The 23,262-nt window shown below is 51.2% G+C and carries 19 protein-coding genes and 1 tRNA gene; 2 read left to right on the top strand and 18 right to left on the bottom strand.

Annotated elements, in window-relative coordinates:
* Positions 1 to 115: 115 nt before the first annotated feature.
* Entirely contained in the window at positions 116 to 1,825 is a 1,710-nt protein-coding gene (locus Q4E64_RS10115; protein WP_303167784.1) for a B12-binding domain-containing radical SAM protein, read from the bottom strand.
* A gap of 85 nt (positions 1,826 to 1,910) precedes the next feature.
* Between Q4E64_RS10115 and pepF the strand changes: the two genes are divergently transcribed.
* Together pepF and Q4E64_RS10105 are read left to right on the top strand one after the other, a co-directional pair.
* Complete coding sequence (gene pepF / locus Q4E64_RS10110; protein WP_303167783.1) at positions 1,911 to 3,737, top strand: oligoendopeptidase F; 1,827 nt, start codon at positions 1,911 to 1,913, stop codon at positions 3,735 to 3,737.
* A gap of 97 nt (positions 3,738 to 3,834) precedes the next feature.
* Positions 3,835 to 3,921: transfer RNA gene (locus tag Q4E64_RS10105), tRNA-Leu, on the top strand.
* Positions 3,922 to 4,052: 131 nt separating this feature from the next.
* Here the strand turns inward: Q4E64_RS10105 and sepF are convergent.
* The 17 genes from sepF to metK all read right to left on the bottom strand — a co-directional run bounded on the left by sepF (position 4,053) and on the right by metK (position 23,183).
* Positions 4,053 to 4,424 carry a cell division protein SepF gene (sepF, locus tag Q4E64_RS10100; RefSeq protein WP_303167782.1) on the bottom strand — a complete coding sequence of 124 codons (372 nt, stop codon included), beginning with the start codon at positions 4,422 to 4,424 and terminating at the stop codon, positions 4,053 to 4,055.
* Between the two features lie 112 nt (positions 4,425 to 4,536).
* A complete protein-coding gene (gene typA / locus Q4E64_RS10095) occupies positions 4,537 to 6,363 on the bottom strand; it encodes a translational GTPase TypA (protein WP_303167781.1) in 1,827 nt (608 codons plus the stop codon).
* Between the two features lie 288 nt (positions 6,364 to 6,651).
* On the bottom strand, positions 6,652 to 9,345 hold the full coding sequence (locus tag Q4E64_RS10090; protein ID WP_303167780.1) for an autotransporter outer membrane beta-barrel domain-containing protein: 2,694 nt from the start codon (positions 9,343 to 9,345) through the stop codon (positions 6,652 to 6,654).
* Between the two features lie 772 nt (positions 9,346 to 10,117).
* Positions 10,118 to 10,513 (bottom strand): HEPN domain-containing protein, encoded by a 396-nt coding sequence (locus Q4E64_RS10085; protein ID WP_303167779.1) that lies wholly within the window; start codon positions 10,511 to 10,513, stop codon positions 10,118 to 10,120.
* Entirely contained in the window at positions 10,503 to 10,844 is a 342-nt protein-coding gene (locus Q4E64_RS10080; RefSeq protein WP_303167778.1) for a nucleotidyltransferase domain-containing protein, read from the bottom strand. The genes Q4E64_RS10085 and Q4E64_RS10080 overlap by 11 nt, the downstream gene beginning before the upstream one ends.
* A 209-nt stretch (positions 10,845 to 11,053) precedes the next feature.
* Positions 11,054 to 12,331, bottom strand: coding sequence for a TRAP transporter large permease (locus Q4E64_RS10075; protein ID WP_303167777.1), 1,278 nt, complete (start codon positions 12,329 to 12,331; stop codon positions 11,054 to 11,056).
* On the bottom strand, positions 12,331 to 12,870 hold the full coding sequence (locus Q4E64_RS10070) for a TRAP transporter small permease subunit (RefSeq protein ID WP_303167776.1): 540 nt from the start codon (positions 12,868 to 12,870) through the stop codon (positions 12,331 to 12,333). Before Q4E64_RS10070 ends, Q4E64_RS10075 begins: the two co-directional genes overlap by 1 nt.
* A gap of 87 nt (positions 12,871 to 12,957) precedes the next feature.
* Positions 12,958 to 13,980, bottom strand: a complete 1,023-nt coding sequence (gene dctP / locus Q4E64_RS10065; protein ID WP_303167775.1) for a TRAP transporter substrate-binding protein DctP — start codon at positions 13,978 to 13,980, stop codon at positions 12,958 to 12,960.
* A 32-nt stretch (positions 13,981 to 14,012) separates the two neighbouring features.
* On the bottom strand, positions 14,013 to 14,879 hold the full coding sequence (locus Q4E64_RS10060) for an oxaloacetate decarboxylase (RefSeq protein ID WP_303167773.1): 867 nt from the start codon (positions 14,877 to 14,879) through the stop codon (positions 14,013 to 14,015).
* A 399-nt stretch (positions 14,880 to 15,278) separates the two neighbouring features.
* A complete protein-coding gene (locus Q4E64_RS10055) occupies positions 15,279 to 16,886 on the bottom strand; it encodes an MBL fold metallo-hydrolase (protein WP_303167772.1) in 1,608 nt (535 codons plus the stop codon).
* Positions 16,887 to 17,088: 202 nt separating this feature from the next.
* Positions 17,089 to 17,820: an aspartate/glutamate racemase family protein gene (locus Q4E64_RS10050; protein ID WP_303167771.1), complete on the bottom strand. Its 732-nt coding sequence runs from the start codon at positions 17,818 to 17,820 to the stop codon at positions 17,089 to 17,091.
* Between the two features lie 2 nt (positions 17,821 to 17,822).
* Complete coding sequence (locus tag Q4E64_RS10045; RefSeq protein WP_303167769.1) at positions 17,823 to 18,548, bottom strand: amino acid ABC transporter ATP-binding protein; 726 nt, start codon at positions 18,546 to 18,548, stop codon at positions 17,823 to 17,825.
* Positions 18,541 to 19,197 (bottom strand): amino acid ABC transporter permease, encoded by a 657-nt coding sequence (locus Q4E64_RS10040; protein ID WP_293729650.1) that lies wholly within the window; start codon positions 19,195 to 19,197, stop codon positions 18,541 to 18,543. Before Q4E64_RS10040 ends, Q4E64_RS10045 begins: the two co-directional genes overlap by 8 nt.
* Positions 19,198 to 19,212: 15 nt before the next feature.
* The gene (locus Q4E64_RS10035; protein WP_303167767.1) at positions 19,213 to 20,055 is read right to left on the bottom strand and encodes a transporter substrate-binding domain-containing protein; all 843 of its coding nucleotides are present in this window, start codon (positions 20,053 to 20,055) and stop codon (positions 19,213 to 19,215) included.
* A gap of 15 nt (positions 20,056 to 20,070) precedes the next feature.
* Positions 20,071 to 20,904: a polysaccharide deacetylase gene (locus tag Q4E64_RS10030; RefSeq protein WP_303167766.1), complete on the bottom strand. Its 834-nt coding sequence runs from the start codon at positions 20,902 to 20,904 to the stop codon at positions 20,071 to 20,073.
* Positions 20,901 to 21,767: a polysaccharide deacetylase gene (locus Q4E64_RS10025; RefSeq protein ID WP_303167765.1), complete on the bottom strand. Its 867-nt coding sequence runs from the start codon at positions 21,765 to 21,767 to the stop codon at positions 20,901 to 20,903. The genes Q4E64_RS10030 and Q4E64_RS10025 overlap by 4 nt, the downstream gene beginning before the upstream one ends.
* A gap of 237 nt (positions 21,768 to 22,004) precedes the next feature.
* Entirely contained in the window at positions 22,005 to 23,183 is a 1,179-nt protein-coding gene (gene metK / locus Q4E64_RS10020) for a methionine adenosyltransferase (protein ID WP_303167764.1), read from the bottom strand.
* Between the last annotated feature and the right edge of the window lie 79 nt (positions 23,184 to 23,262).

The following is a 23,262-nucleotide window of genomic DNA, read 5'->3' as shown; positions in this document are numbered from 1 at the left end:
TCGCGTCGACTTGTATATATTACCACGCAGCGTTGAGATTGTCAACACTCTTTTTCACTTTTTCCGCAACTTTTTTAACAAATTTTCTTCGCTTTGGCATGAAGCTCAACCGTTATTATCCTAACGGCAATAAAACGGCTCGTTTTTCTTCACCGCTATTGTCCAGCATCACATAGTACTCCCCCGCTGCGCCGGTCTGCCAATGCTTCTTAAACAGCTCGATAGGATAGTTCTTATGAATCTGCCGCCAACTGCTGAACTTATAGCCGGGAATATATTGCTGTACCAACGCTTCATTACGCCAAAAATCAGATACAATATTAAAAATCTCTTCGCTTTGCCAGCCTAACCAGTCGGGATGCCACCCCGGTACGCTCATAAACACATCATAACGCAATATCTCCCGCAATGCCGCAGCCTGCTCGTCTGTGAAATGCTCAATTATATATTGATGCAAAATTTTTGCTACGCCTTTAGTATTATGGCTCTGCGGATAATTCCCCTTCTGCACCCACCAGGCGGTCAACTGACGGTAAAACGCAAAAGCCTCCAACCCGCTCCGCTCTATCAGCGCTGCTAAAATATGCGTAAACGCTCCGCTATTGCCCGTCTGGTCCAAAATATTTTCTACTCGCTTCAAAAGCAGCATATCCTCATAAGGCATATATTTAGTCGCCAAGATTTCGTAAGGCGGTTCATCCATATACGCCAAGCCGTATTTCTGTGTCTCGCGGCACAGCTGCGTACCCGGCAGCACCTTCAAAAAGCCCAGCTGCAGCATATCCGCCTGCAAGCCGTAGACGTCGTTAAAGGATTTGGCGAAGGTTGGCAAATCCTCATAAGGCAAGCCCGCAATCAAATCTACATGAATATGCATATTTTTAAAAGACAGCAGCCTGCGGACATTAGCCGCCAGCTTATCCCAATTATCCTGACGGTTAATAGCCTTCAGCGTCGGCTGATGCGTGCTTTGAATGCCTATCTCCAGTTGAAAGCGGCCTTTAGGCACTGTAGCTAAAAAGTCCAGCACCTTCTCTGATAAAATATCCGCTTTGATTTCAAAATGAAAGGTTGCGTTGGTGTCAGCCGCTGCTAAATGGCGCATGATCGGCAGAAAATATTCTTCATCTAAATTATAAGTACGATCCACAAATTTCACTAACGGCACTCCTGCCGCAATAAATTTATCTAAATCGCGCAGAACCATAGCCAAAGGGCGACGACGCACCGACCGCGAAATTCCCGATAAGCAATAAGCGCAGCGGAAAGGGCAGCCGCGCGTACATTCATAGTACACTATTTTATGCTCTGCCAACACCTCAGGCAAATCAGGATAAGGGAAGGGCAGCTCCGCCAAATCGTCCAGCACCACTGTGCCCCCGTTCAGCTCCACCCGGCCGTCCTTTACATACGCAATATGCCGCGGCACAGGGCCGCCCTGCTCCAGGCTATGCAGCAGCTCGCTGAAAATTATCTCGCCCTCTCCCTGCACGATATAATCGGCGGCAGGCAGCTCCTTAAAGATACGCTCCGCATCAAAGGCCACCTCCGGACCGCCGATGACAATAACAGCCTCAGGGCGCAGCTTACGTAGCATTTTAATCAATCTGAATACGAACAGCTTATTCCAAATATGCACCGAAAAGCCATAAACCTGCGCTTCGGCCTGCATAATTTTTTCCAGAACCGCCAAAATAGGCGTATTGATAGTTTCCTCCAACAGCTTGACGCTATGGCCCTTGCTTTTAGCATACTCGCCCACATAACGCAGGCCCAATCCGGTGTGAATATATTTACTGTTGATCGCAGTTAAAAGTACCTTCATTATCTTCCTCGTTTCCTTCTCAATCACAATATACTATGGTACAATAATAAGGTATGATTCTAAAATTTGCAAGGAGTTGATTTTCATGCCAGAAAAAAATATAAAGATTCCCGCCCATGGCAGCAATGTCGACCGTGCCGATATTCCCGCAGAATGGAAGTGGCGCGTACAGGATATTTACGCCGACGAAGCCCAATGGCAGCAAGCCTGCGCCGATTTTAAAGCTAAACTGCCGCAGCTTACAGCTTTGCAGGGCACATTGACCAACGCGCAAGCGCTTTATAACGCGCTCAAGCTCCAGGACGAGCTGGCGCAAACGCTCGATAAAATTTATGCTTACGCGCGCTTGCAGCAGGACGCGGACAACACCGACCAGCACCTGCAGGCCTTGTCCGGCGAAGCAGAGGGTCTGGCAGCCTCCTTCAGCAGCGCCAATTCCTTCATCGAACCGGAAATGCTGGCTCTCGGCGTACAAAAGGTTCAGCAAATGCTGGACAGCGAGCCGCTGCTGGCTGAATATAAATTTTATATAGCCAATTTAATGCGCCTTGCCCAGCACGTACTTTCTGCAGACAAGGAGGCGCTTTTTGCCCAAAGCCGTCTGGCTACCGGCTCCGCGGCTAACTCTTTCCGCGCTCTGGTCAGCGCCGATATGCAGTTCCCGCCGATTACCGACGGCGCAGGAAAGCCTGCCGTAGTCAGCGAAGGCAATTATATGCTCAATATGTCCTCGAACGACCGCCAGCTGCGTAAAAATTCCTTCCAGTGTCTGATGGGAACCTACCATAAATTCCGCAACACCTTAGCCACTACCCTCACAGGCAGCGCCCGCACGGCTTTCTTCTATGCCTCCGTACATAATTACAAGGATACGTTGGAATCCGCACTCGCCGAGGATAATATTCCCTCCAGCCTGTACGACGGCCTTATTGCAACCGTACATGATAATTTAGCGCCCTTGCACGAATATATCCAACTGAAAAAAGACGTCCTGGGCTATGACGAGCTGCATCCCTACGACCTTTACGTGCCGCTTTCGTCTGCAGCCGACAGCTTTTCCTGTACATTCCCCGAAGCCTGCGCCAAGGTAGAAGCCGCGCTGGCCCCCTTGGGAGAAGATTACGTCGCTACTCTGCATACCGGCTTGAACAGCGGCTGGATTGACGCCTACGAAAACAAGGGCAAGCGTTCCGGCGCTTATTCCTGGGGCGTATATGGCGTGCATCCCTTCGTGCTGCTTAACTATCAGCAGCGCTACAGCAGCGTTTCCACCATCGCCCACGAAATGGGACACGCGCTGCACAGCTATTACAGCAGCCACAACCAAACCTATGTAAATTCCGAATACACTATTTTCTGCGCCGAGGTAGCCTCCACCACTAACGAAAATCTGCTTTTGGAGTACACCCTCAAGCACGCAACGGACGAACAGAAAATTTATCTGCTCAATCAATATTTGGAAGCGGTGCGCACCACAGTTTACCGTCAGGTACAATTCGCTGAATTTGAAAAATTTATTCACAGCGAAATTACCGCCGGGCGCTCGCTGCAAGCCGAAAAGCTGGAAGCTTACTGGCTGGATAGCAATCGACGCTATTACGGCCCCGCCTTAACCGTTGATAAGGAATTAGCCAGCGAATGGTCCCGCATCCCACATTTCTACACGCCGTTCTACGTTTACAAATACGCAACCGGCTACAGCGCCGCCACCGCCTTCGCCAGCGCTATTCTCAGCGGCCAGCCCGGCGCGGTGGCAAAATATTTAGGCTTCCTCAAAGCTGGCGGCAGCGATTATTCCCTCAACCTTCTCAAAACCGCCGGCGTAGATTTAAATACGCCGCAGCCCGTCACCATTACTCTGCAAAAATTTGCCAGCAAGTTGCAGGAGCTTAAAGCGCTGATTGGCAAATAAATTGCGCTTGTCCAAAATTTTTCTACAAAAGCAGTTGACAAGCGCATCATAAACTAGTATAATACTTATTGTTCCGAGTTGTTCGGAGCCAAGAGTTGCCGAAGTGGCGGAATTGGCAGACGCACTTGACTCAAAATCAAGCGGGTTCACGCTCGTGCCGGTTCGAGTCCGGCCTTCGGCACCACGCAAACCATGCGGTTCTTCGAAAGAAGAACCGCTTTTTTGTTTGTCATGAAAGCCGTAAAATTACAGCCATTAGATGCAAAAAGGCCGCCGCATTTTCATGCGGCAGCCTTAATTTTTACTAAAGACGAATCAGCCCAACCAGGAACGCATACCGGTACGCTTTACGCCCTTCTCTTTATTTACCTCTACCTGCTCCGGCGCATACAGCAGCAAATCGTCGCTGATAAAGGACACGGAAGCGGCAACGATATAGCTCACGCCGTTCAGATAATCGAAAATACGGTTTCTCAGCGCAGCGTCCACGGCTTCAAAGCTCACCAGAATCGCAGAACCGCTCATCAAAGAATCGGCGTATTCGCGCACATCCGTAAAGCTTTTGGGAGCGCGCACCATAATATTCAAATGTCCGGTTTTCAACAGACGCGGACCAGCATACTCCTCAACCCGCTCTTCCTCCTCAGCAGAGGAAAAAAACTTTATTGCCGTATTTTTCAAATTCATGGCTGACGCCTCCAAACTAAGAAAGTGTAATGTATAGATATTCGTTCTCTTTCAGGGTATTTCCTGCTTGTATTTTTTATTGTAGCAAAAATTTTACTTAATGTCAAACAAATTAAGCCTGCGCGTTCTTCATACGACCGCGCATTTTGCCGCGCTCCAAGCGGTCCAGCACCTTTTTGCGCATACGGATGGATTTAGGAGTAACCTCTACCAGCTCGTCGTCGTTGATATGCTCCAGCGCCTGCTCCAAAGAGAAAGTGCGCGGCGGAATCAAACGGATAGCTTCGTCGCTGCCGGAAGCGCGCATATTGCTGACATGCTTCTTTTTGCAGGGGTTAACGTCCATATCGTCCTCACGGCTGTTTTCGCCTACCAGCTGGCCTTCGTAAATCTTTTCGGCAGGCACCACAAACATAGTGCCGCGCTCCTGAGCGTTGCCTATGCCATAGGAAGTCGTTTCGCCGCTTTCAAAAGCGACCAGGCTGCCGCGGGTACGACCGGGGATTTCTCCTTTATAATCCTCATAGCCGGCAAAAACGTGGTTCATGATGCCGTTACCCTTGGTGTCGGTGAGGAACTGATTGCGGAAGCCAATCAGACCGCGGGCAGGAATTTTAAATTCCATACGCAGATAACCGGCCATTTCCGTCATATTCTGCAGCTCTGCCTTGCGCAGGCCCAAGCCCTCCATAACGGCGCCCATATAATCCTGAGGCACGTCGATGGTCAGCGCCTCCATGGGTTCCTGCAAGGTGCCGGTAGCGTCGCGGTGCATGATAACCTTGGGCTTGCCCACCTGCAGCTCAAAGCCCTCGCGGCGCATAGTCTCGATTAAAATGGAAAGATGCAGCTCGCCGCGACCGGACACCTTGTAAGCGTCGGGGCTGTCGGTTTCCTCCACGCGCATGGACACATTGGTCTTAACCTCTTTAAACAGACGGTCGCGCAGATGGCGGCTGGTAACGAATTCGCCCTCCTTACCGGCAAAGGGGCTGTTATTAACGTAAAAGATCATGGACAACGTAGGCTCGTCAATCTTGATGCCCTTCAAGGCTTCGGGGTTTTCCTTATCGGCAATGGTATCGCCGATGTTAGCGTCCTGCAGGCCAATCAGCGCTACGATGTCGCCGGCCTCCACCTCCGGCACCTCTACGCGCTTCAAGCCCTGATAGGTATATAAGCGGCCGATTTTGCCGGAACGGTTGCCGCTTTCGTCCATCAGCGTAATATTTTCGCCGTTATGAATGGTACCGCGAACCACGCGGCCGACTACGATACGGCCAACATAATCGTCATAGTCCAAAGTGTTGACCAGCATTTGCAGCGGCGCATTCACATCAACGTCGGGAGCGGGAATATTTTCCAGAATTACTTTAAACAGCGGCTCCAAAGAATCGCTTTCCTCATCCATGGACAGCTTAGCGACGCCATTGCGGGCGGAGGCCAAAACTACGGGGAATTCCAGCTGATCCTCGTCGGCGTCCAGCTCGATGAACAAATCCAGCACCTCGTCGATAACCTCTTCCACGCGCTGGTCGGGACGATCAATTTTATTGATAACTACGATGGGCTTTAAATGCTGCTCCAAAGCCTTGCGCAGCACGTATTTAGTCTGGGGCATAGGGCCTTCGTAAGCGTCGACCAGCAACAGTACGCCGTCAACCATGGTCAGCACGCGCTCTACCTCGCCGCCGAAATCGGCATGGCCCGGAGTATCCAGAATATTGATTTTCACGCCCTCGTGCATAACTGCGGTATTCTTGGACAAAATGGTGATGCCGCGCTCGCGCTCCAAATCGTTGGAGTCCATTACGCGCTCCTCCACATGCTCGTTGGCACGGAAAACGCCGCTCTGCTTCAGCATAGCGTCTACCAAGGTGGTTTTGCCATGGTCAACGTGAGCGATAATAGCTATATTACGAATATCGTTTCTAATCATACTGCTTATTCTCTCCTAACCTTTAATCTACAAAAGCATTTAAAAGACAAGAAAAAGGATGCTTGTCAAGCGCATCCTTTTACGGTATTACTAATAAATTATATGCTTTTTCCTTTTCTCTGTCAATAATTTTACAGCAAAGTATGCAAAAAATGCCCGGACGGCAGCGCGCCAATCCGTAGCGAACTATAAAAGCGTCCGCCCCGAAGGACGGACGCAAAAACAAAATATAAAATTAGAATTGATTATCGCTTTGGCACAACTTACAGGTTCTTGCTCTTGTAATTTTTAGAAGCTCCAGCGCACGCCGGCGTTCCATTGCCACGGCGTCGCCACGTCGCCGCCGTAAGTTTTTTCTACGTCAAAGTATAAATGGCTCGCTTCGCTCAGGTTGATGTTCGTGCCTACGCCGACCTCCCACCAGCCGCCGCCGAGGTCTTGCTCAAAGCGTTTGTTCTGTATGCCATAGCTGTAACGCACGTCCGTCTCGCCGTCGAAATCGTACAGGTACGACGCGCGCAGGTACACGTTGCCCTTGCCTTGCGCCAAATTTTTGCCTAAAGCGAAGCCCAATCGGCCTACCACGCTGTCCATGCCCTCCTGCCGCACTCTGACGCCGTTATTCGTAAGATACTCGCCGCTGCTTACTCTGCCGTAAGTCAGCTCTACCTGCGGCTCAATCCACAAGCCGCTCTTTTGCGTAAAGCGCTTGCCGTATTCCGCGCTCAGGCTGTAGCCGTTGGTATCAAAGTCCCCTTTGCCCGCGCCGCCGTATACTTCATAGTCATGCTCCAGACGCGCGTAGCGGGCGATTAAATCAATAAAGCTGCCGTCGTCGTTCAGGCGGCTGCCGTAAACGGCCAGACCCTTGTGCTTGTTTTCGCCCTTGCCGTAACTAAAGCTGCTTTCCGCGTCCGTATAGGTCAGCGCCGCGCCCACGGTCCAGCGCTTATCAACGCTCAATTTTTCATCGTAGCCTAATTGATAAGCGTTATACTGATTTTTAATATTTTGGTTGCCATACTTAGCTTCACCGCGGGTCATGCGCACCCAGACGCCGTGTTCGCCCACGCTGTCGCGCAGCTCGCCCAAGCGCTTGTTCATATCGTCGTTTTCTTGGCGCCAGGTCATCAGCGAAATAGCTGCCATTTCGCTGATACCTTGGTTTGGTACGTTGGGCTGTTCCTCCGCAAAAACTACTTTGCCGTCTACCACGTCGGCGGTGTAGGCCCCGGCTACGGAACTGGCGTCGGTAGTAATTTGCGTCGCTACGGAAGGATACTCAAGCGAATCGTCGCTATTGATAACTACGTCCGCCAATCTTTGCGCGTTTACTTTTTCGTTCTGCGCAATCAAATCAGTAATTGCGCTGGTTCCGTGTACGGTCAAGCTTTCGATGCCTGTAGGATCGTCTACTTTTATCTTATTGGTTAAATTATCGGTGTTGATAACGCCGCCTTTACTGCTCAAAGCGCCTATTCTAGCGACATAATTGCTGTCGGCGTTACCTTGCGACAAATTTATATTACCGCCGTTATCTAAGTTGACAGTCGTTGCATAACTGTCGTCCGTCACCTTCCACGTCGCGCCATCGGACAAATTTAAAGTAATCTTGCCGCTCTTATCGACGCTGGAATCACCGGAATTATCGTCAATTACGCCGGTAATGGACGAATCCGCCGTAGTCAAATTTACATTGATTACGCCTTCATTCAAAGCGCTGACCGTACCGGTAATTGCAATTTCATTTTTGCCGTCTTCATTAACGTTCACCTGTGTGCCCGCCCCTCTAGATTCGATAGCTACGAATTCTTCGCCTACTCCCGTTTGGCCGGAAATAGAACCGCCGGCAAGATTCACTACGGAGTTACTGACAGCATATATACCCATAGCCTCGCTGCCTACAGAAGCGTTGGTCGCTTCTATTTTGGTAACGCCCAAATTCACTTTGGAAGAATTATAAGCATAAACGCTATAAACGTCAACATCTCCCTCGGCAATAGCGGTAATCGTAGAATTATTGCCTACATTTACTGTACCTCCCGAAGCCACAATACCGATGTTTAAACCTTCAGCAGACGTATTCTTAGCTGTAATTGCAGAACCGTCGCCTAAATTTACCGTTCCGGCGCTCGCTATAATGCCATAACTATTTCCGGACTTAGTGCTTTTAGCTTCCGCTTCAATTTTGCCGCCGTTAGCAATATTGATTATACTTTCCTTGCCTTCCACACTTATGCCATAGCTAAAAACCGTACCGTCGCTTTCACCGGAGACTTTAATATTTACGCTGTCAAAGTTAACTTTATTATTCTCACCTTGTGCGGTATCAAAAATACCTCTAGCAATAACGCTCGCAGACTCATTACCGACAGCGCCCTTAACCTTAATATCAATACCTAAATTTTCTCCGCTTACCTCAGTATTACTGCCACGAATCTCTATACCAGCACCAGAAGCAGTTATACTTTTATTTTGCATACAATCAGTAACATCTATGCTTATGTTGCCTGAACCGAATAGTAATCTATCTTTATCGTTCGCTTCAATAAGTATCCCCGTCGCAGTAGCTCCATACGAATTTTTTGATGATTCGTTATTCACTTTAAGAGATATATCACCACCCTTACTTCTATCTATGAGCGCATTATTATGATTTAAACCTATAAATATACCATAACCAGTATCACCTTTACCATAAGAGATATCAATGTCTAATTTATTTTTAATGATGATGCTATTTGTTACTTGATCAGTTGATGATATAAAGATACCGGTGTTACGTGCATCTACCATTTTCAAAACAGCGTCGCCGCCAAAATCATACGTATATTTAGTTCCGTCCACAGTTTTGACGTCATTGCCATAATTATCGGTAGCGCCGGAAATACGGTCATTGTATTCCGCCGCCCACGCGCCGCACGGCACAGCCAAAAGTAATCCCAATGTTATAGCCCGCGCTAAAATTTCTTTTCGTTTCATACAACCTCACCCTTTCATCAATAAAATTTTATATACGTGCGGCGTACTGCCGCAAGGAAACGACTATTACACTCCCTCAGACATTTTGCAAGCAAAATGCCAACTCCCTCTAAGAGGGAGCACGAAGTTAAACTCATACGCGCCCTCTTATGTACCCTCCTAGAGGGCAAGGTGAATTGGCCGTAGGCCAAGCGGCGTGGGCCGGCTGTCACCGCAGGTGACTAGGTGGAGCATATCCAAACCTACGCCAGCACGCGCCGCGCAGACCGGAACGCACGCCGGATGCGCAAGCAAGCTTTGTTTGCACAGACTGCGGTAGTACTTCGCAACGTACTTCGTCTGCGAGGAGCGGCGAGCTATCTTTCGCTAGTTTTCCGAACTTTTAAGCGTCCGTCTCCCTATGCGGACGCAACTGCTAGGCGGCGGAATCCGGCAAGCGGCTAAAGGCTCTTTTTGCATACTTTTTACCCTAAAGGGCACAGGTCGTGCCTTTACGAAAAAGTATGAGAAGGAAAGCACTAACCTTCAGTAGAAGCCTTTACAAAAAACTTCCACCCTTTTCTTCATTATAGCACGTTTGTCCCCCCCGACAAGCCTTTACTATGCATAAAGCGTTACTTTCTCTAGCTTATCGCCTGTTTCACTTTCGGGCAATGGGCCGACTAAAAAGCGCTGCAAAGCGCGTCAAAAATTGCGCGTCACAGCTAACGCTAAAGCTCCGTCAAAAAGTTCGCAAAAGAAAAGCGTCCCTCAAACAGGACGCCCTCATCAATCAAAAACGGTTCTTATGAAAATCATCAATAGCTTCTATAAACGCAAAAGCTTCTTCTATCAATTCTATAACTTCCTCATCCGTACATTCCCATACATCGCTATAATCACTGCTGGAACGGCTATTAAATAAATTTGTTATAGTGTCTGACAAATCTTTAGAAAAAATTCCTGTTTTCACATATTCTTTTCTGAAATAAGATATAACTCCAGAATGTTTGGCAAAATCTTTGCCCTCTAATGCCAATGCAGAACGCATACCATGAAACATGGCATAATAAGCTCTATTAACGGCTCCGCGACTGTCTCCAAAATCCATTAACATTTTCGCCGACATTAAACATTGATGGGCTTGCTGCAAGCGTAACTTCGCTAAAACTCTTTCCTTAGGCTGCATAAAGTACAACTCCATCCTTTTCAATGTTTTGGTAAAAGGGCATTGCAGGAAGCCAATACGTATAAGCTTCCCTATCTATTAAAAACATGGACAACAAAACGTCATACTCTAATCCGACACGGCTAAAAATTTTATTAAGCTCACGATTATATTTTCTTGTTTCAGCCGCAGTAACACGGGTAAGAATTAAAATGTCCACATCAGACTCCTCCGTATTATCTCCGCGGGCACAAGAACCATAAAGAACCACGCGATCTAATTTATCGCCCAATAAAGAATATATTTGGGCAGTAAGATTTTTCAAAATCATCTCCAAATTTTTTTTTTGCATAATCGCGCCTCCCACCAAAACTTATTATAAACTTATTATATCATTAGAGCAATTTAGTCAGCAAGAAAAATCGCATCTTGTGCTTATTCTTGTAACGCGAGCAGAATAGCACCAAAATATTTAAACGTCAAATCCCTTCCGTTCCCAAAACACGCAAAAAATGCCCGGACGGCAGCGCGCCAATCCGGGCAATAAGAGAGGGGGGCTCTTTATTTAACTACATTGGGCAGCCAAGTGGCCAGCTCCGGGAAGAAGCAAAGGATTAAAATTTCCAGGGCCATAGCTGCGCCGAAGGGAATAACGCCCTTGATAATCTGGGTCATCTTGCTGTCGGGGCTGATGCCCTGCAGCACGAACAGGTTCATGCCTACGGGCGGCGTAATCAGCGCCAGCTCCAGATTCAGCAGCATAACTACGTTGAACCAAATGGGGTCGAAGCCCAGCTGCATAACCAGCGGGAACAAAATCGGCAGCGTAATGAAAATGATAGAAACGGATTCCAAAATGCAGCCCAAAAAGAGCAGCAGAATATTTATCATTACGAAAATCAGCCAACGATTAGCCTCCAGCGATACTACATAAGTAGTCAAGGCCTGCGGCGCGTCGAGAATCGTCAGCACGAAACCGAACAGGCTGGCGCCAATCATGATGGCGAAAATCATGCAGGTGGTCTTAATCGTATCGTTCAAAATACCCGGCATATCCTTGAGGGACAACGTCTTATAAACCACGAAGGTAATAAACAGGCTGTATACCGTACCGATGCCTGCGGCCTCCGTCGGCGTAAAGACGCCGGTATAAATGCCGCCGACTACGATAATCGGCAGCAGCAGACCCCAAAAGGTTTTGCGCAAAGCCTCAAGGCGTTCGCTCCAGGAAGCGGCAGCCTCGCGCTGCAAATTGCGGGAACGGTAAACGACGATGGCCATAAACATAACCGTCATCATAGCCCCGGGAACTACGCCGGACATAAACAGCTTGCCGATGGATTCGTCGGTAATCGCGCCGTACAAAATCATGGGGATGGACGGCGGAATCAAAATACCCAGCGTACCGCCGGCTGCCACGCAGCCCAGAACCAGCGCCCGGTCATAGCCGCGGGACAGCATTTCCGGAATAGCGATAGCGCCGATGGTAACGGCGCAGGCTACGGAAGAACCGGTAATCGCGGCAAAAATAGCGCAGGCCATAACCGTAGCGATGCCCAAGCCGCCGGGCAAATGCCGCAGCCATTTATTGGCCAGCTCGAACAGGTTATTGCCAACCTTACCGGTCAAAAGAATCTGGCTCATTAAAATATACATGGGCACGGCCGTAAGCACGAAATCGTCCAAGGATTTATAGCCGATAATCGGCAGCTGCGCCAACGCGCCCTCGCCGCCCATAAAGGCCAGCATACCGGCAACGCCGCCCATGCCTAACGAGAAGGCTACGGGCAGGCCCATGGCCAGCAGAATCAGCAGAAGGATAGTAAATCCAGCAAGCATTATTTATTTACCTCCTTCGCAAAATCCATAGTAAAATCATTAGCCTTAATCTTCACGATGTCTTCTAAAATCGTGCGGACGATTTGCAGCAGCAGCACGGCGAAGCCCACGGGCATGGATGACTGCGGAATCCACAGCGGCGTGCCCAGTGTCGTCGGCGCGCAGTTATTCAGCTCGATGGACAGCATCATCATGCCAAAGGACTGCACCATGAACAAATAGCTGTAAAAAGCGCCGATAATACAGGTTACAAGCTCCGCATAGGTGCGCGTTTTCGGCGACATCTTAGAAACGAAAATATCTACATGAATATGCTTTTTGCCGGCATAAGCGACGCCCATGCCCAAAAAGCCGGCAATTACGATACAATAGGTGGAAATTTCCATAACCCATTCCGTCGGCGCATGGAAAACGCCGCGGGAAATTACCTCCCACACGATGGCAAAGCCGCAGAACATAACCAAAAACCCGGCGATGGTACCCACCAGCATGGTCAGCAGCTTTAAAAATTTTTCATAGACAGTTAAAAACTTTTCCACCTTAACCCCCACTTTTTTAAAAGATAGCCTGCACGCTTAAATTGCAGCGTAAGCGGCAGCCCCAGGCCGCCGCCTCGCGCAAAGCAATTATTGCTTGGTGCAGATGTCGATAAGCTCCTGGCCTACCTTGCCGTTTTCTTTTACATACAAATCCCATACGGGCTTAGTAGCGTCGCGCCAAGCCTGCAATTCGTTTTCAGGCACTACGTAAACTTCCATGCCCTTAGCTTTCAAATCTTCCAAAGCCTGCAGGTCTTCCTTCTTCGCGTTAGCGCGCAAATCTGCCTGTACTTCGTTGGCGGCTTCGGTCAGAGCCTGCTTTTGCTTGTCGTCCAGCTTATTGAAGGATTTATCGTTAATAGCTACGATAAATTCCGGGGAAGCATGGTTGGTAACGGTCAGATATTTATGCACCTCGTACATTTTGCGGTCGCGCATAGCGGTGGTGCCGGAGGATTGGCCGTCGATAGTACCGCGCTGAATCGCCATATAAACCTCGCCCGCGCCCATGGTTACGCTGGAAGCGCCCAAAGCCTTAATGGTTTCAGCGGAATATTTGCTGTAGCCGCGAATCTTCATGCCGTCAAAATCAGCCGGAGTTTTAGCCAGCTTTTTGTTGTTGGCATATTGTACAAAGCCGTAGTCGGCCCACAGCAGCGGACGCACGCCCTTCTTCAGCAGCTCGTCGCCCAGCTTCTGGCCCAGGCCGTTGTCGATGGATTTATCAACCTTTTCATAGCCGGGGAAAATAAAGGGCACGTCGAAAATATCCATAGCCGGAACTATGCTAGCCCAACGACCGACAGTGTTCAGGCCCATATCAACGCCGCCGGAAATCAGCGCGTCGTTCATATTTTTATCGTTAAACAGCTGGCCTGCCGGATAAATAGCGATTTCCACGCTGCCGCCGGATTTGGCCGCAGCTTTCTGCTTGAGGCTGTCCATAGCCTTTACTAACGGATGGCTTTGCGGAAGAGCCGTAGCCATTTTCAAAGTAACCTTTGCGCCGGTGGCAGCCTTTTTCTCGGAGCTGCCGCCGCAGCCTGCGATTAAAGCCATAGCGGCGATTAAAGCGACAGCGGTAAATTTTTTAGAGATTTTCATAAACATAACTTCCTTTCCTCAAGCACCTTTGCTTATTTTTATTTATATTTTTTATCCAGCTCATTGTAGTCTTCCAACCCAATAAAGCTGTTAAATTGACTAAAGCTTAGCATTTTATCATGAACGCTGCTGGTCGTGCCCTCGTCCCGCAGCGTGCGCAGCACCTCGCCTAAAGCCCTGGTCACGGTGTACACCAGGCTGCAGGGCCAAAAGACGATATCAAAGCCCAGATTTTCCAAATCCTTGCTGGTCAGGTTCGGCGTCCTGCCGCCCTCAATCATATTCGCCAGCAAAATCGTATCGGGAAACGCCTTGGCGATTTCCTCCAGCTCCCATTCGTTTTGCGGCGCTTCGATGAACAAGGCCTCGGCGCCGCTGTCCAAATACAGCTTGCCGCGCTCGATTGCCGCGTCCAAACCGTAAACAGCGCGCGAATCCGTGCGCGCGATGAGCAGCGTATCTTCGCAGGTTTTGGCGTCGGCGGCAGCGCGCAGCTTACGGGCGTGCTCTTCGGCGTCTATAACCTGCTTGCCCGCCATATGCCCACAGCGCTTAGGCCAGACCTGGTCCTCGAACAAGACGCCCGCAGCCCCGGCGTGTTCGTATTCGCGCAAGGTTCGCTGCACACTTAAAGCGTTGCCGTAGCCGGTGTCGCCGTCGGCCAGAACAGGCACGTCCACCGCGCGGGCAATGCAGCGCAGCGCGTCCGCCATTTCCGTCATGGATAAATACCCCACGTCGGGCTCGCCCAAACGAGAAGCGGCGATAGCGTAACCGCCCATCACCAAAGCGTCAAACCCGGCCTTAACGGCCACCTTCGCAGACAAAGCGTCGTAAACGCCCGGCAGCACCAGAATATCGGGGCGCGCCAAACGCTCGCGCAATTTTTTACCAGGATTAAGCATCTTTGCAAAATTCCTCCTTCAAGCTATACAAAAAGCCCCTACCGGAAATCCGGTAGGGGCGTAATACGCGGTACCACCCTACATTATACTCTTGAGCCTTAACGCAGCCAAACGCTTCCTCCTAAACCGGCGGTCTCAGACGAAGGGCTCCCAGGTGAGAAAAAGGACGCCATTCCACCGGCTTGCACCAACCGCCGGCTCTCTAAAGCCTGTTATCCTTTTATTCCTGTTCACAGCCGATGCTATAATGTATAATTCACTTCGGTGTAAATTAAACATAGTATAACAACACGCTTTGCATTTGTCAAGCCGTCCGCACACTTTATTTAGCTATTCAACAATAATTTTTACAAGAGTAGTGCGTCAAGTAGATTTTGTGTTTTCACCAAAGACTTGGCGTCAAAATTCTTTCAACAAATCTTCCATATACTTACGCAGCTTTTCCAGTTTTTTGCGCACCAAAGGCGCTTTGCCTACGTCCCTAGCGACAATCTGCTCCAATTTGCTACGCTGCTGCAAATATTCGCTCTCGATATTGCGCAGGTAAGCGCGCAGCTCCAAAGCGGCCGGTTCCACGGTAACGATTTCGGAAGCCTTTACCTGCCAATCGGTACCGTCGATAGTAACGCAATCGCCAAACTGAGGAATATAAGCGGCCGTTCCCAGCCTGCGGCCCAAAAGATCCGCCAAGCTCATCGCCGCGTCCATCTCGCCGTGAGTCACAAAGAAAGCCTTCGGAGCGCTCTTCATGCCGCCGTACCAAGCCAGCAGCTGCTCCTTATCCGCATGGGCGGAAAAGCCCTTCATATTATAAATTTTCGCCTTCACGCTGATGGTCTCGCCCATAATCTTAACGCGCTTAGCGCCGTCGATAATCTGCCGCCCCATGGAGCCCTCCGCCTGATAACCGGCGAAAACCACGCTGCTGTCCTCGCGCCACAGATTATGCTTCAAGTGATGCAGGATACGTCCGGCGTCCGCCATGCCGCTGGCCGACAAAATAATTTTGCTGCCCGGCGTATCGTTAATCGCCATCGATTCTTGCGCCGTCGCCGTAAAATGCAGATTGCGCATATTCACCAGCCTGCGTCCCTGCATTTCGTACAAAGCGCGGGCCTCGGCGTCGTACTCCGCCGGATTGGTCATCGTAATCTGCGTCGCCTTATTAGCCATGGGACTGTCCACATAAATCGGTACCTCAGGAATGCGTCCTTCCGCCAGCAATTTTTGGAAATAATACAGCAGCACCTGTGTGCGGCCTACGGCAAAGGCAGGAATAACCACGTTGCCTCCCCGCTCCACCGTATCGTTAATAATGCGGGCCAGCTCGCCCTCCTTATCATAAGCCTCGTGGACGCGGTTGCCGTAAGTCGATTCGGTGATGATAAAATCCGCGCCCTCCATAGTTTCCGGGTCCTCGATAATCGGCTGGTTGGGCTGGCCGATGTCGCCGGTAAAAATCAAGCGCGTTTTTTTATCGCCTTCCGTCACCTGCATTTCCACAAAAGCCGAACCAAGAATATGCCCCGCAACCTTAAAGCGCACCCGCACGCCCGGCGCCGCCGTAAATTCCGCCGCGAAATCGTGCACGCGGAACAATTTCAGCGCCCGGTCGGCGTCGTCCACGGTGAACAGCGGCTCGACAAACTTTTTCCCGGCGCGCATGCCCTTGCGATTGGCAAATTCGGCGTCGCTTTCCTGAATGTGGGCGCTGTCCGGCAGCAAAATAGAGCACAGCTCTTCCGTGGATTTAGTGCAGTGGATAGGCCCGCGAAAGCCTTCCTTGACCAGCTTGGGCAACAGGCCGCTGTGGTCCACATGGGCGTGCGTCAGCACCACGGCTTCGATGTCCGCAGGGTTGAACAAAAAATTCTTTTCGTTAAACGCTTTAACCAGCTTCGAGCCCTGGAACATACCGCAGTCCACCAAAAGCTTGTGTCCCTCCGTTTCCACTAAATAGCAAGAGCCCGTAACGGTGCGCGCCGCGCCTAAAAACGTAATCTTCATAGCCAAGCCTCCATTCCTGTATCCGCAAAACGAATCGCCTAAAATTTTCAGCAGTCAAACTGTTTATATATAAATAATTCTACGCCGCGCGGCATAAGTCCTTGCCCTACTTCCGAATGTTTTGTGAAAATTAAACAGCGGCAGCCGTTTGGCAAAAGAAAAACTGCGTCCCGTTTAGGAAACGCAGTTCTTAAAACAAATTTTATAATGCGCCGCCGCTCCAGCTGCGCGGACGCGCGGGCGGTTCGGGGTACGCGCGGCGGCTGGTATGCAAGCCCTGCCGCGCCAGACTTTCCGCCAGCGATACGGCGGCCGCGGCCGCGTCGATTACCGGCACGCCCAGGCGCTCGCCGAGCGGCTTGGCTAAACCTAAAAACGACAGGCAGCCTAAAATCAAAACCTGCGCGCCGCTTTCGTCCAGCAGCTTGCGCCCGGCATCCACAAGCAGCGCCAGCGTTTTCTCTCGGTCGCGCCACGCATCCAGCCCGCGCCCAGCCACGCCGCCGATGGCCGCAATACGCCCCGGCGCGACGCCGCACTGCTCGACGAACAACTTCTTTTCCGGCGCGCGCCAAACGTCCGCCAAAAGCAAGCCAGCCTGCCTCCCCACTAAAGGCGCTAACAAGCAGGCCGCCTGCCCGCCGCCGACGACGGGGATATGCAAAAGCTCGCGGCAGGCGTCCACCGCCGGGTCGCTGAAGCAGTAAATTACCACAGCGTCGTAACCCTCGCGCTGCGCCCGCGCCGCCAGCGTAATAATTTCCGGCGCGGCCAGCGCCGCGTCCAGCGCCGAATCGATTTCAATTTTATTTTGCGTCAGGCATTCCATATGCAGCTCCACGTCCGGGCCCACATACGGGGAAAGCAGCCGGCAACGCTGCGCCAGCTGCTCGTCCGTCATCCCGTAATCGGGATTGATAATAAATATTTTCATCGCTACACCAGGATAGAAGCTAAAAACTTCTTCGCGCGTTCCGTTTTCGGATGGTTAAAGACCTCGTCGGGCGTACCGCTTTCAATCAAATAACCGCCGTCCATAAAATACACGGTGTCGGATACGTCCTTGGCGAAGCCCATCTCGTGCGTCACCAGCACCATAGTGATGCCCGTATTGGCCAGCTGCTTGATAACGTCCAGCACTTCCTTAACCATTTCCGGGTCCAACGCGCTCGTCGGCTCGTCCAAAAGCAGCACCTTGGGCTCCATGCATAAAGCGCGGGCGATGGCGACGCGCTGCTTCTGCCCGCCGCTCAAACGGCTGGGATATTCGTTGGCCTTATCGCTCATGTTCACCTTTGCCAAAAGCTTCAACGCTTTTTCCGTCGCTTCGGCCTTGGACAATTTATTAACTACGCGCGGCGCGTACGTCATATTTTCCAGAACCGTCATATTGGCGAACAAATTAAAATGCTGGAAGACCATGCAGGCGTTTTTGCGGATGTCCTCAATTTTTACTTTGGAATTAACGATGTCCACGCCCTCGAACAGAATCGAGCCGCCCGTGGGCTGCTCCAATAAATTGATGCAGCGCAGGAGCGTCGATTTGCCGCTGCCCGACGAACCGATAATCGTCACGACCTCGCCCTTATGGATGGTCAGGGACACGTCCTTGAGCACCTGCAGGTCGCCAAAATTTTTCGATAGGTGTTGAATCTCAATCACTGACGCGCACCTTCTTTTCTAAAATCGAACCCAAAAAGTTCAGGGCCATAACCAAAACGTAATACACGGCCGCCGCCACGATAAAAGCCTCGAAAGCGCGGAAGGTCTTGGCCTGAATCAAATCGGCCCAGCGCAGCGTATCCGCCACGCCGATAACGGAAACGAGGCTGGAATCCTTAAGCAGCATAATGCTTTCGTTGACCAAAGACGGCAGCGCGTTCTTAATCGCCTGCGGCAGAATAATATCCAGCAGGAAGCGGTGCTTGGGCACGCCCAAGGACATAGCGCCCTCCCATTGCCCTTTATCGACCGCCAGAATGCCGCCGCGCAGCGCTTCCGAAATATACGCCGCCGAATTCAAGCCGAAGGACAGCACGCCGGCCTCCAGCGCGGAAATCGTATAGCTCGTGAGCTGCGGCGTCGCAAAATAAATCAGCATCAGCTGCACCAAAAGCGGCGTGCCGCGGAACACCGAAATATACGCCTTCGCCAGGAAGGACAGCAGACGATTTTTCGACAAGGTGATTAACGCCAGAATGAAGCCGCCCAAAAAGCCCATGATGGTGGACAAAAAGGTAAACTTCAGCGTAATCCATATCGAAGCGGCCAACAGGGGGAAGTACGGTTCCAGTACGGAAAAATCCAACATTTGCTTCGCACTCCCTTACAGCTTGGCGATATCCAGTTTTTCGGTAGCGGCTTCGTATTGCTTAGTAGCGTCCTCGCCCAAATGCTCCACTAAAATTTTATGCAGCTCGCCGTTGGTGCGCATTTCCTTCAGCAATGCGTTCAGTTTTTCCGTATCCTTGGAGCCCTTCGGCAGCGCAATAGCGAAAGTATCGCCCATGAGCACGGGCGCTTCCACGATATGCAGCTCCAGCTCCGGGTTTTGCTTTACGAATACGGCGGCTTGGGAAGAATCGAACAGCCCGCCTGCCAGACGGCCGTTCTTAATGTCCTGGATAACCAGCGGCGTGGTATCCAGCTCCACTACGTCGATGCCGGGTACGGCTTTCAAATCCTTAACGAAGGTCGTACCCATGGACGCGCCGGCCTTCTGCCCTTTCAGCTTGTCCATCGTGTCGAAGCCCGCGCCCTTTTTGCAGATAATAGCCTTCATCGGGAAATAATACGGCTTCGTAAAGTCTACGACCTTCATGCGCTCTTCCGTCGGCGAAATCGCGGAAATAATAATATTAGCGCGACCGCTCTGCAGCGTCGGCACCAAGGAAGCGAATTTCATATCGGTAAATTCAATCTGCTTATTCATCTTCTTCGCCAGATAGTGGGCGATATCGATATCGATACCCTGGTAATCCTTCGTGCCTTCCTTTACCGACTCAAACGGAGGGAAGGTGGAATTGATAGCGACAATCCATTTCTCGCCCTTGCCCGCGTCGGCCTTGGCTTCCTCTTTCTTTTCGCCGCCGCAGCCCACCAGCATCATAGCCAGCATCGCCGTCGCCAGAAAGGCGAAAATGCTTTTCATCGTAAATTTTTTCATCATGAACCCCTCTTTTCATTAATATTTTACTTCTATATTAAACCCCTTTTGGGCTAATACATGCTTAGCAACCTGTTCGTCCGTCGCAATCCACACGCCGTTTTCTTTAGCGTAACGCAAAAAGCCGCGCAGCGCGCGCACATACCCCGGCCGCCCGATGAACTGCGGATGCATCACCAGATTCAACATCCTGCCTTCTTCCGCCAGCCCGTCGATTTCGTCCTGCCAGATTTTTACCATCTCGCGTCCGCTGCGCAGATAATAATGCTCCGGGTGCTGCAAGGTATACATATCGTAGGATGTATCGTCCACCACGCCGTCCTTGGGCAGCTCCACAATGGGAATTTCCCCGCCGTCCAAATCCAGCAGGAACGGCCCGTCGTTATTGCGCCAGTTGGAGGAATAAATTATGCCGCGCTCCAGCCACAGCCGCTTGTGAAAATCGTGGATAATGCCGTCCGGCATCCGCACGCCCACCGGACGCTTGCCCGTCAGCCTGCGGAAAATCGCGTCTACCTTATCCATGAGCGCGCTTTCTTCCTCGTAAGTATCCTTTACCTCGTGCAGATAGCCGTGATAACCGATCTCGTGCCCCTGCGCCGCAATATATTGGATAATTTCCGGATGGATTTCGGCGGTGTAAGCCGTGGTGAAAAACGTAGCCTTGAGCCCTTCTTCATCCAGCAGCCGCAAAATGCGTGGCAGCCCCTGCTTCGTCGCGTACAGCCCGCGCGACATATTCGCCAGATGGCGCGCGTTGATAGCGTTGCGCGTCAGCCACAGAGTTTCGGCGTCAATATCGAAGGACAGGCACAAAGCCATGCGTTTATTATCGGGCCAATGCCAGTTCATCGCGCCCCGCCCCCTTCCGCAGCGCCGCGTTCGGCGTAAAATTTTTTAACGTAAGCCGCCACCTCGCGGCAGCTTGCCAGCCAGGCGCCGTGTTCTTTCATGTAAATTATCAGGCGTTCCAGCATACGCACACGGCTGGCGCGCCCGATAAGCTGCGGGTGCAGCTTGAGCACCATAACCTTATCGCCCTCGTCCGCCAGCTCGTCGAAATTATCGCGCCAAATATCATAAACGTAATCGACTGGATAGGTGCAGGTGATTGTCGCTTCGTCGGCGTAAGAAAAATAAAAGAAAGAAAAATCGTCCAGCGACGGCTCCGTCGGCAGCTCCACAATCCCCGTATCGGGATGGACATACGCCCAATCGCAGTCCTTCAAGGTCGAACAATATAAATAGCCGCGCCGCTTCATTAAATCCAACGCGCAGTTCGGCAACAAATCCAGCGGCCCACGGTAGCCCGCGACCTTTTGCCCGCCAAACGCCTGCAAAAGCGCTTCGCTTTTAGCCATATTGGCTTCTTCCCCCGCCGCCGGCATATCCACCGACGCTTCGTGCAGATAACCGTGGTACGCCAGCTCGTGCCCCGCGTCCGCAATTTGTTTTACTTTTTCGGGATACAATTCGGCGACGCGCCCCGGCACAAAAAAAGTTGTGCGCAAATGCTGCCGCTCCAACATTTTCAGGCAGCGCTCCAGGCCTTCGTCCGGGCCGTAGCGCCCCCTGCTGCAATCCGAAAAGCCGATATTCCTTTTGCCAATCACAGATTGGCGCAAAAGTTCCGCGTCAAAATCGAAGGTCACCATCACGGCAATCTTTTTGCCCTGCGGCCACGTAATGCCGTCGCCGTTTTTCAAAATAAACATGATAACCTCCTCGCACTTTGCAATATTATTCATGAAATTGCATGATACTGCATATAATCATTATACCAAATATAGCAGCGCATTAAAAGAGCAAATGCAGCGCAAAATTTTTATCAAAGCTTACGGCGCAGATGACAAACCGCAAAATAAAAGCTTCCCGACAATATGAAAAGCGAAAGCCTCGGCGTCGTTGCCTGCGGCTTTCGCTAAATGTACTTCGCTTGCGCTAATTAAATTTTACAGCCCGGCCTGCTCCCGCAGCGCGTCGGCCTTATCGAGATGTTCCCACGGCAGGTCGACGTCGGTGCGGCCAAAATGACCGTAAGCCGCGGTCTGCTTATAAATCGGGCACAGCAAATCCAATTCTTTGATGATGCCCGTCGGGCTCAAAGCGAAGTTTTTGCGCACCAGCTCGGAAATTTTTTCGTCGGCGATTTTGCCGGTGCCGAACGTTTCCACCAAAACGGAAACGGGCTGCGCCACGCCGATAGCGTAGGCCAGCTGGATTTCGCACTTGTCGGCCAGGCCTGCGGCCACGATATTCTTCGCCACGTGACGCGCGGCGTAAGCGGCGCTGCGGTCAACCTTGGACGGGTCCTTGCCGGAGAAAGCGCCGCCGCCGTGACGCGCCATGCCGCCGTAGGTATCGACGATAATCTTGCGGCCGGTCAAGCCTGCGTCGCCCTGCGGCCCGCCGATAACGAAGCGGCCCGTCGGGTTGATGTAATATTTAGTGTCGTCGTCCAACATTGCAGCAGGAACCACCGGTTTAATAACCTGCTCGATAATATCCTTGCGAATTTGCTCCTGCGTAACTTCCGGCGCGTGCTGGGAAGAAACTACAACCGCGTCCACACGCACGGGTTTGCCGTCGTCGTATTCCACAGTAACCTGTGTTTTGCCGTCCGGACGCAGGTAGGGCAGAGCGCCGTTCTTGCGCACCTCGGTCAGGCGCAGCGCCAGTTTGTTCGCCAAATACGCCGGCATGGGCATATAGCTGTCGGTCTCGTTAGTAGCGTAGCCGAACATCATGCCCTGGTCGCCTGCGCCGGCTTCTTCCTCGGCGGCCAGGCCTTCCTTGGCCTCCAAAGCTTTATCGACGCCCATGGCGATATCGGGCGACTGCTCGTCGATGGAAATCAGCACGCCGCAGGTATTGCCGTCAAAGCCGTACTTAGCGCGGTCGTAGCCGATGTCGATAACCGTCTGGCGAGCGATATGCGGAATATCTACATAACATTGCGTAGAAATTTCGCCGAAAATATGGATTTGCCCGGTGGTAACGATAGTTTCACAAGCTACGCGGCCTTTCGGATCCTGACTTAAAATAGCGTCCAACACCGCGTCGGAAATTTGGTCGGCAATTTTATCGGGATGGCCTTCGGTTACAGATTCGGAAGTAAATAATTTTCTCATGTCTAGCTCCTTTCAAGAAATCATGCTTTGGGCATTAAAAAAGGCGTTCTCGCAATGAGAACGCCGTAAAAGACTTTTA

The organism is Phascolarctobacterium sp. (genome assembly GCF_030531065.1).
Taxonomy (GTDB): Bacteria; Bacillota; Negativicutes; order Acidaminococcales; family Acidaminococcaceae; genus Phascolarctobacterium_A.
This window is presented reverse-complemented; position numbering and strand designations above follow the sequence as displayed.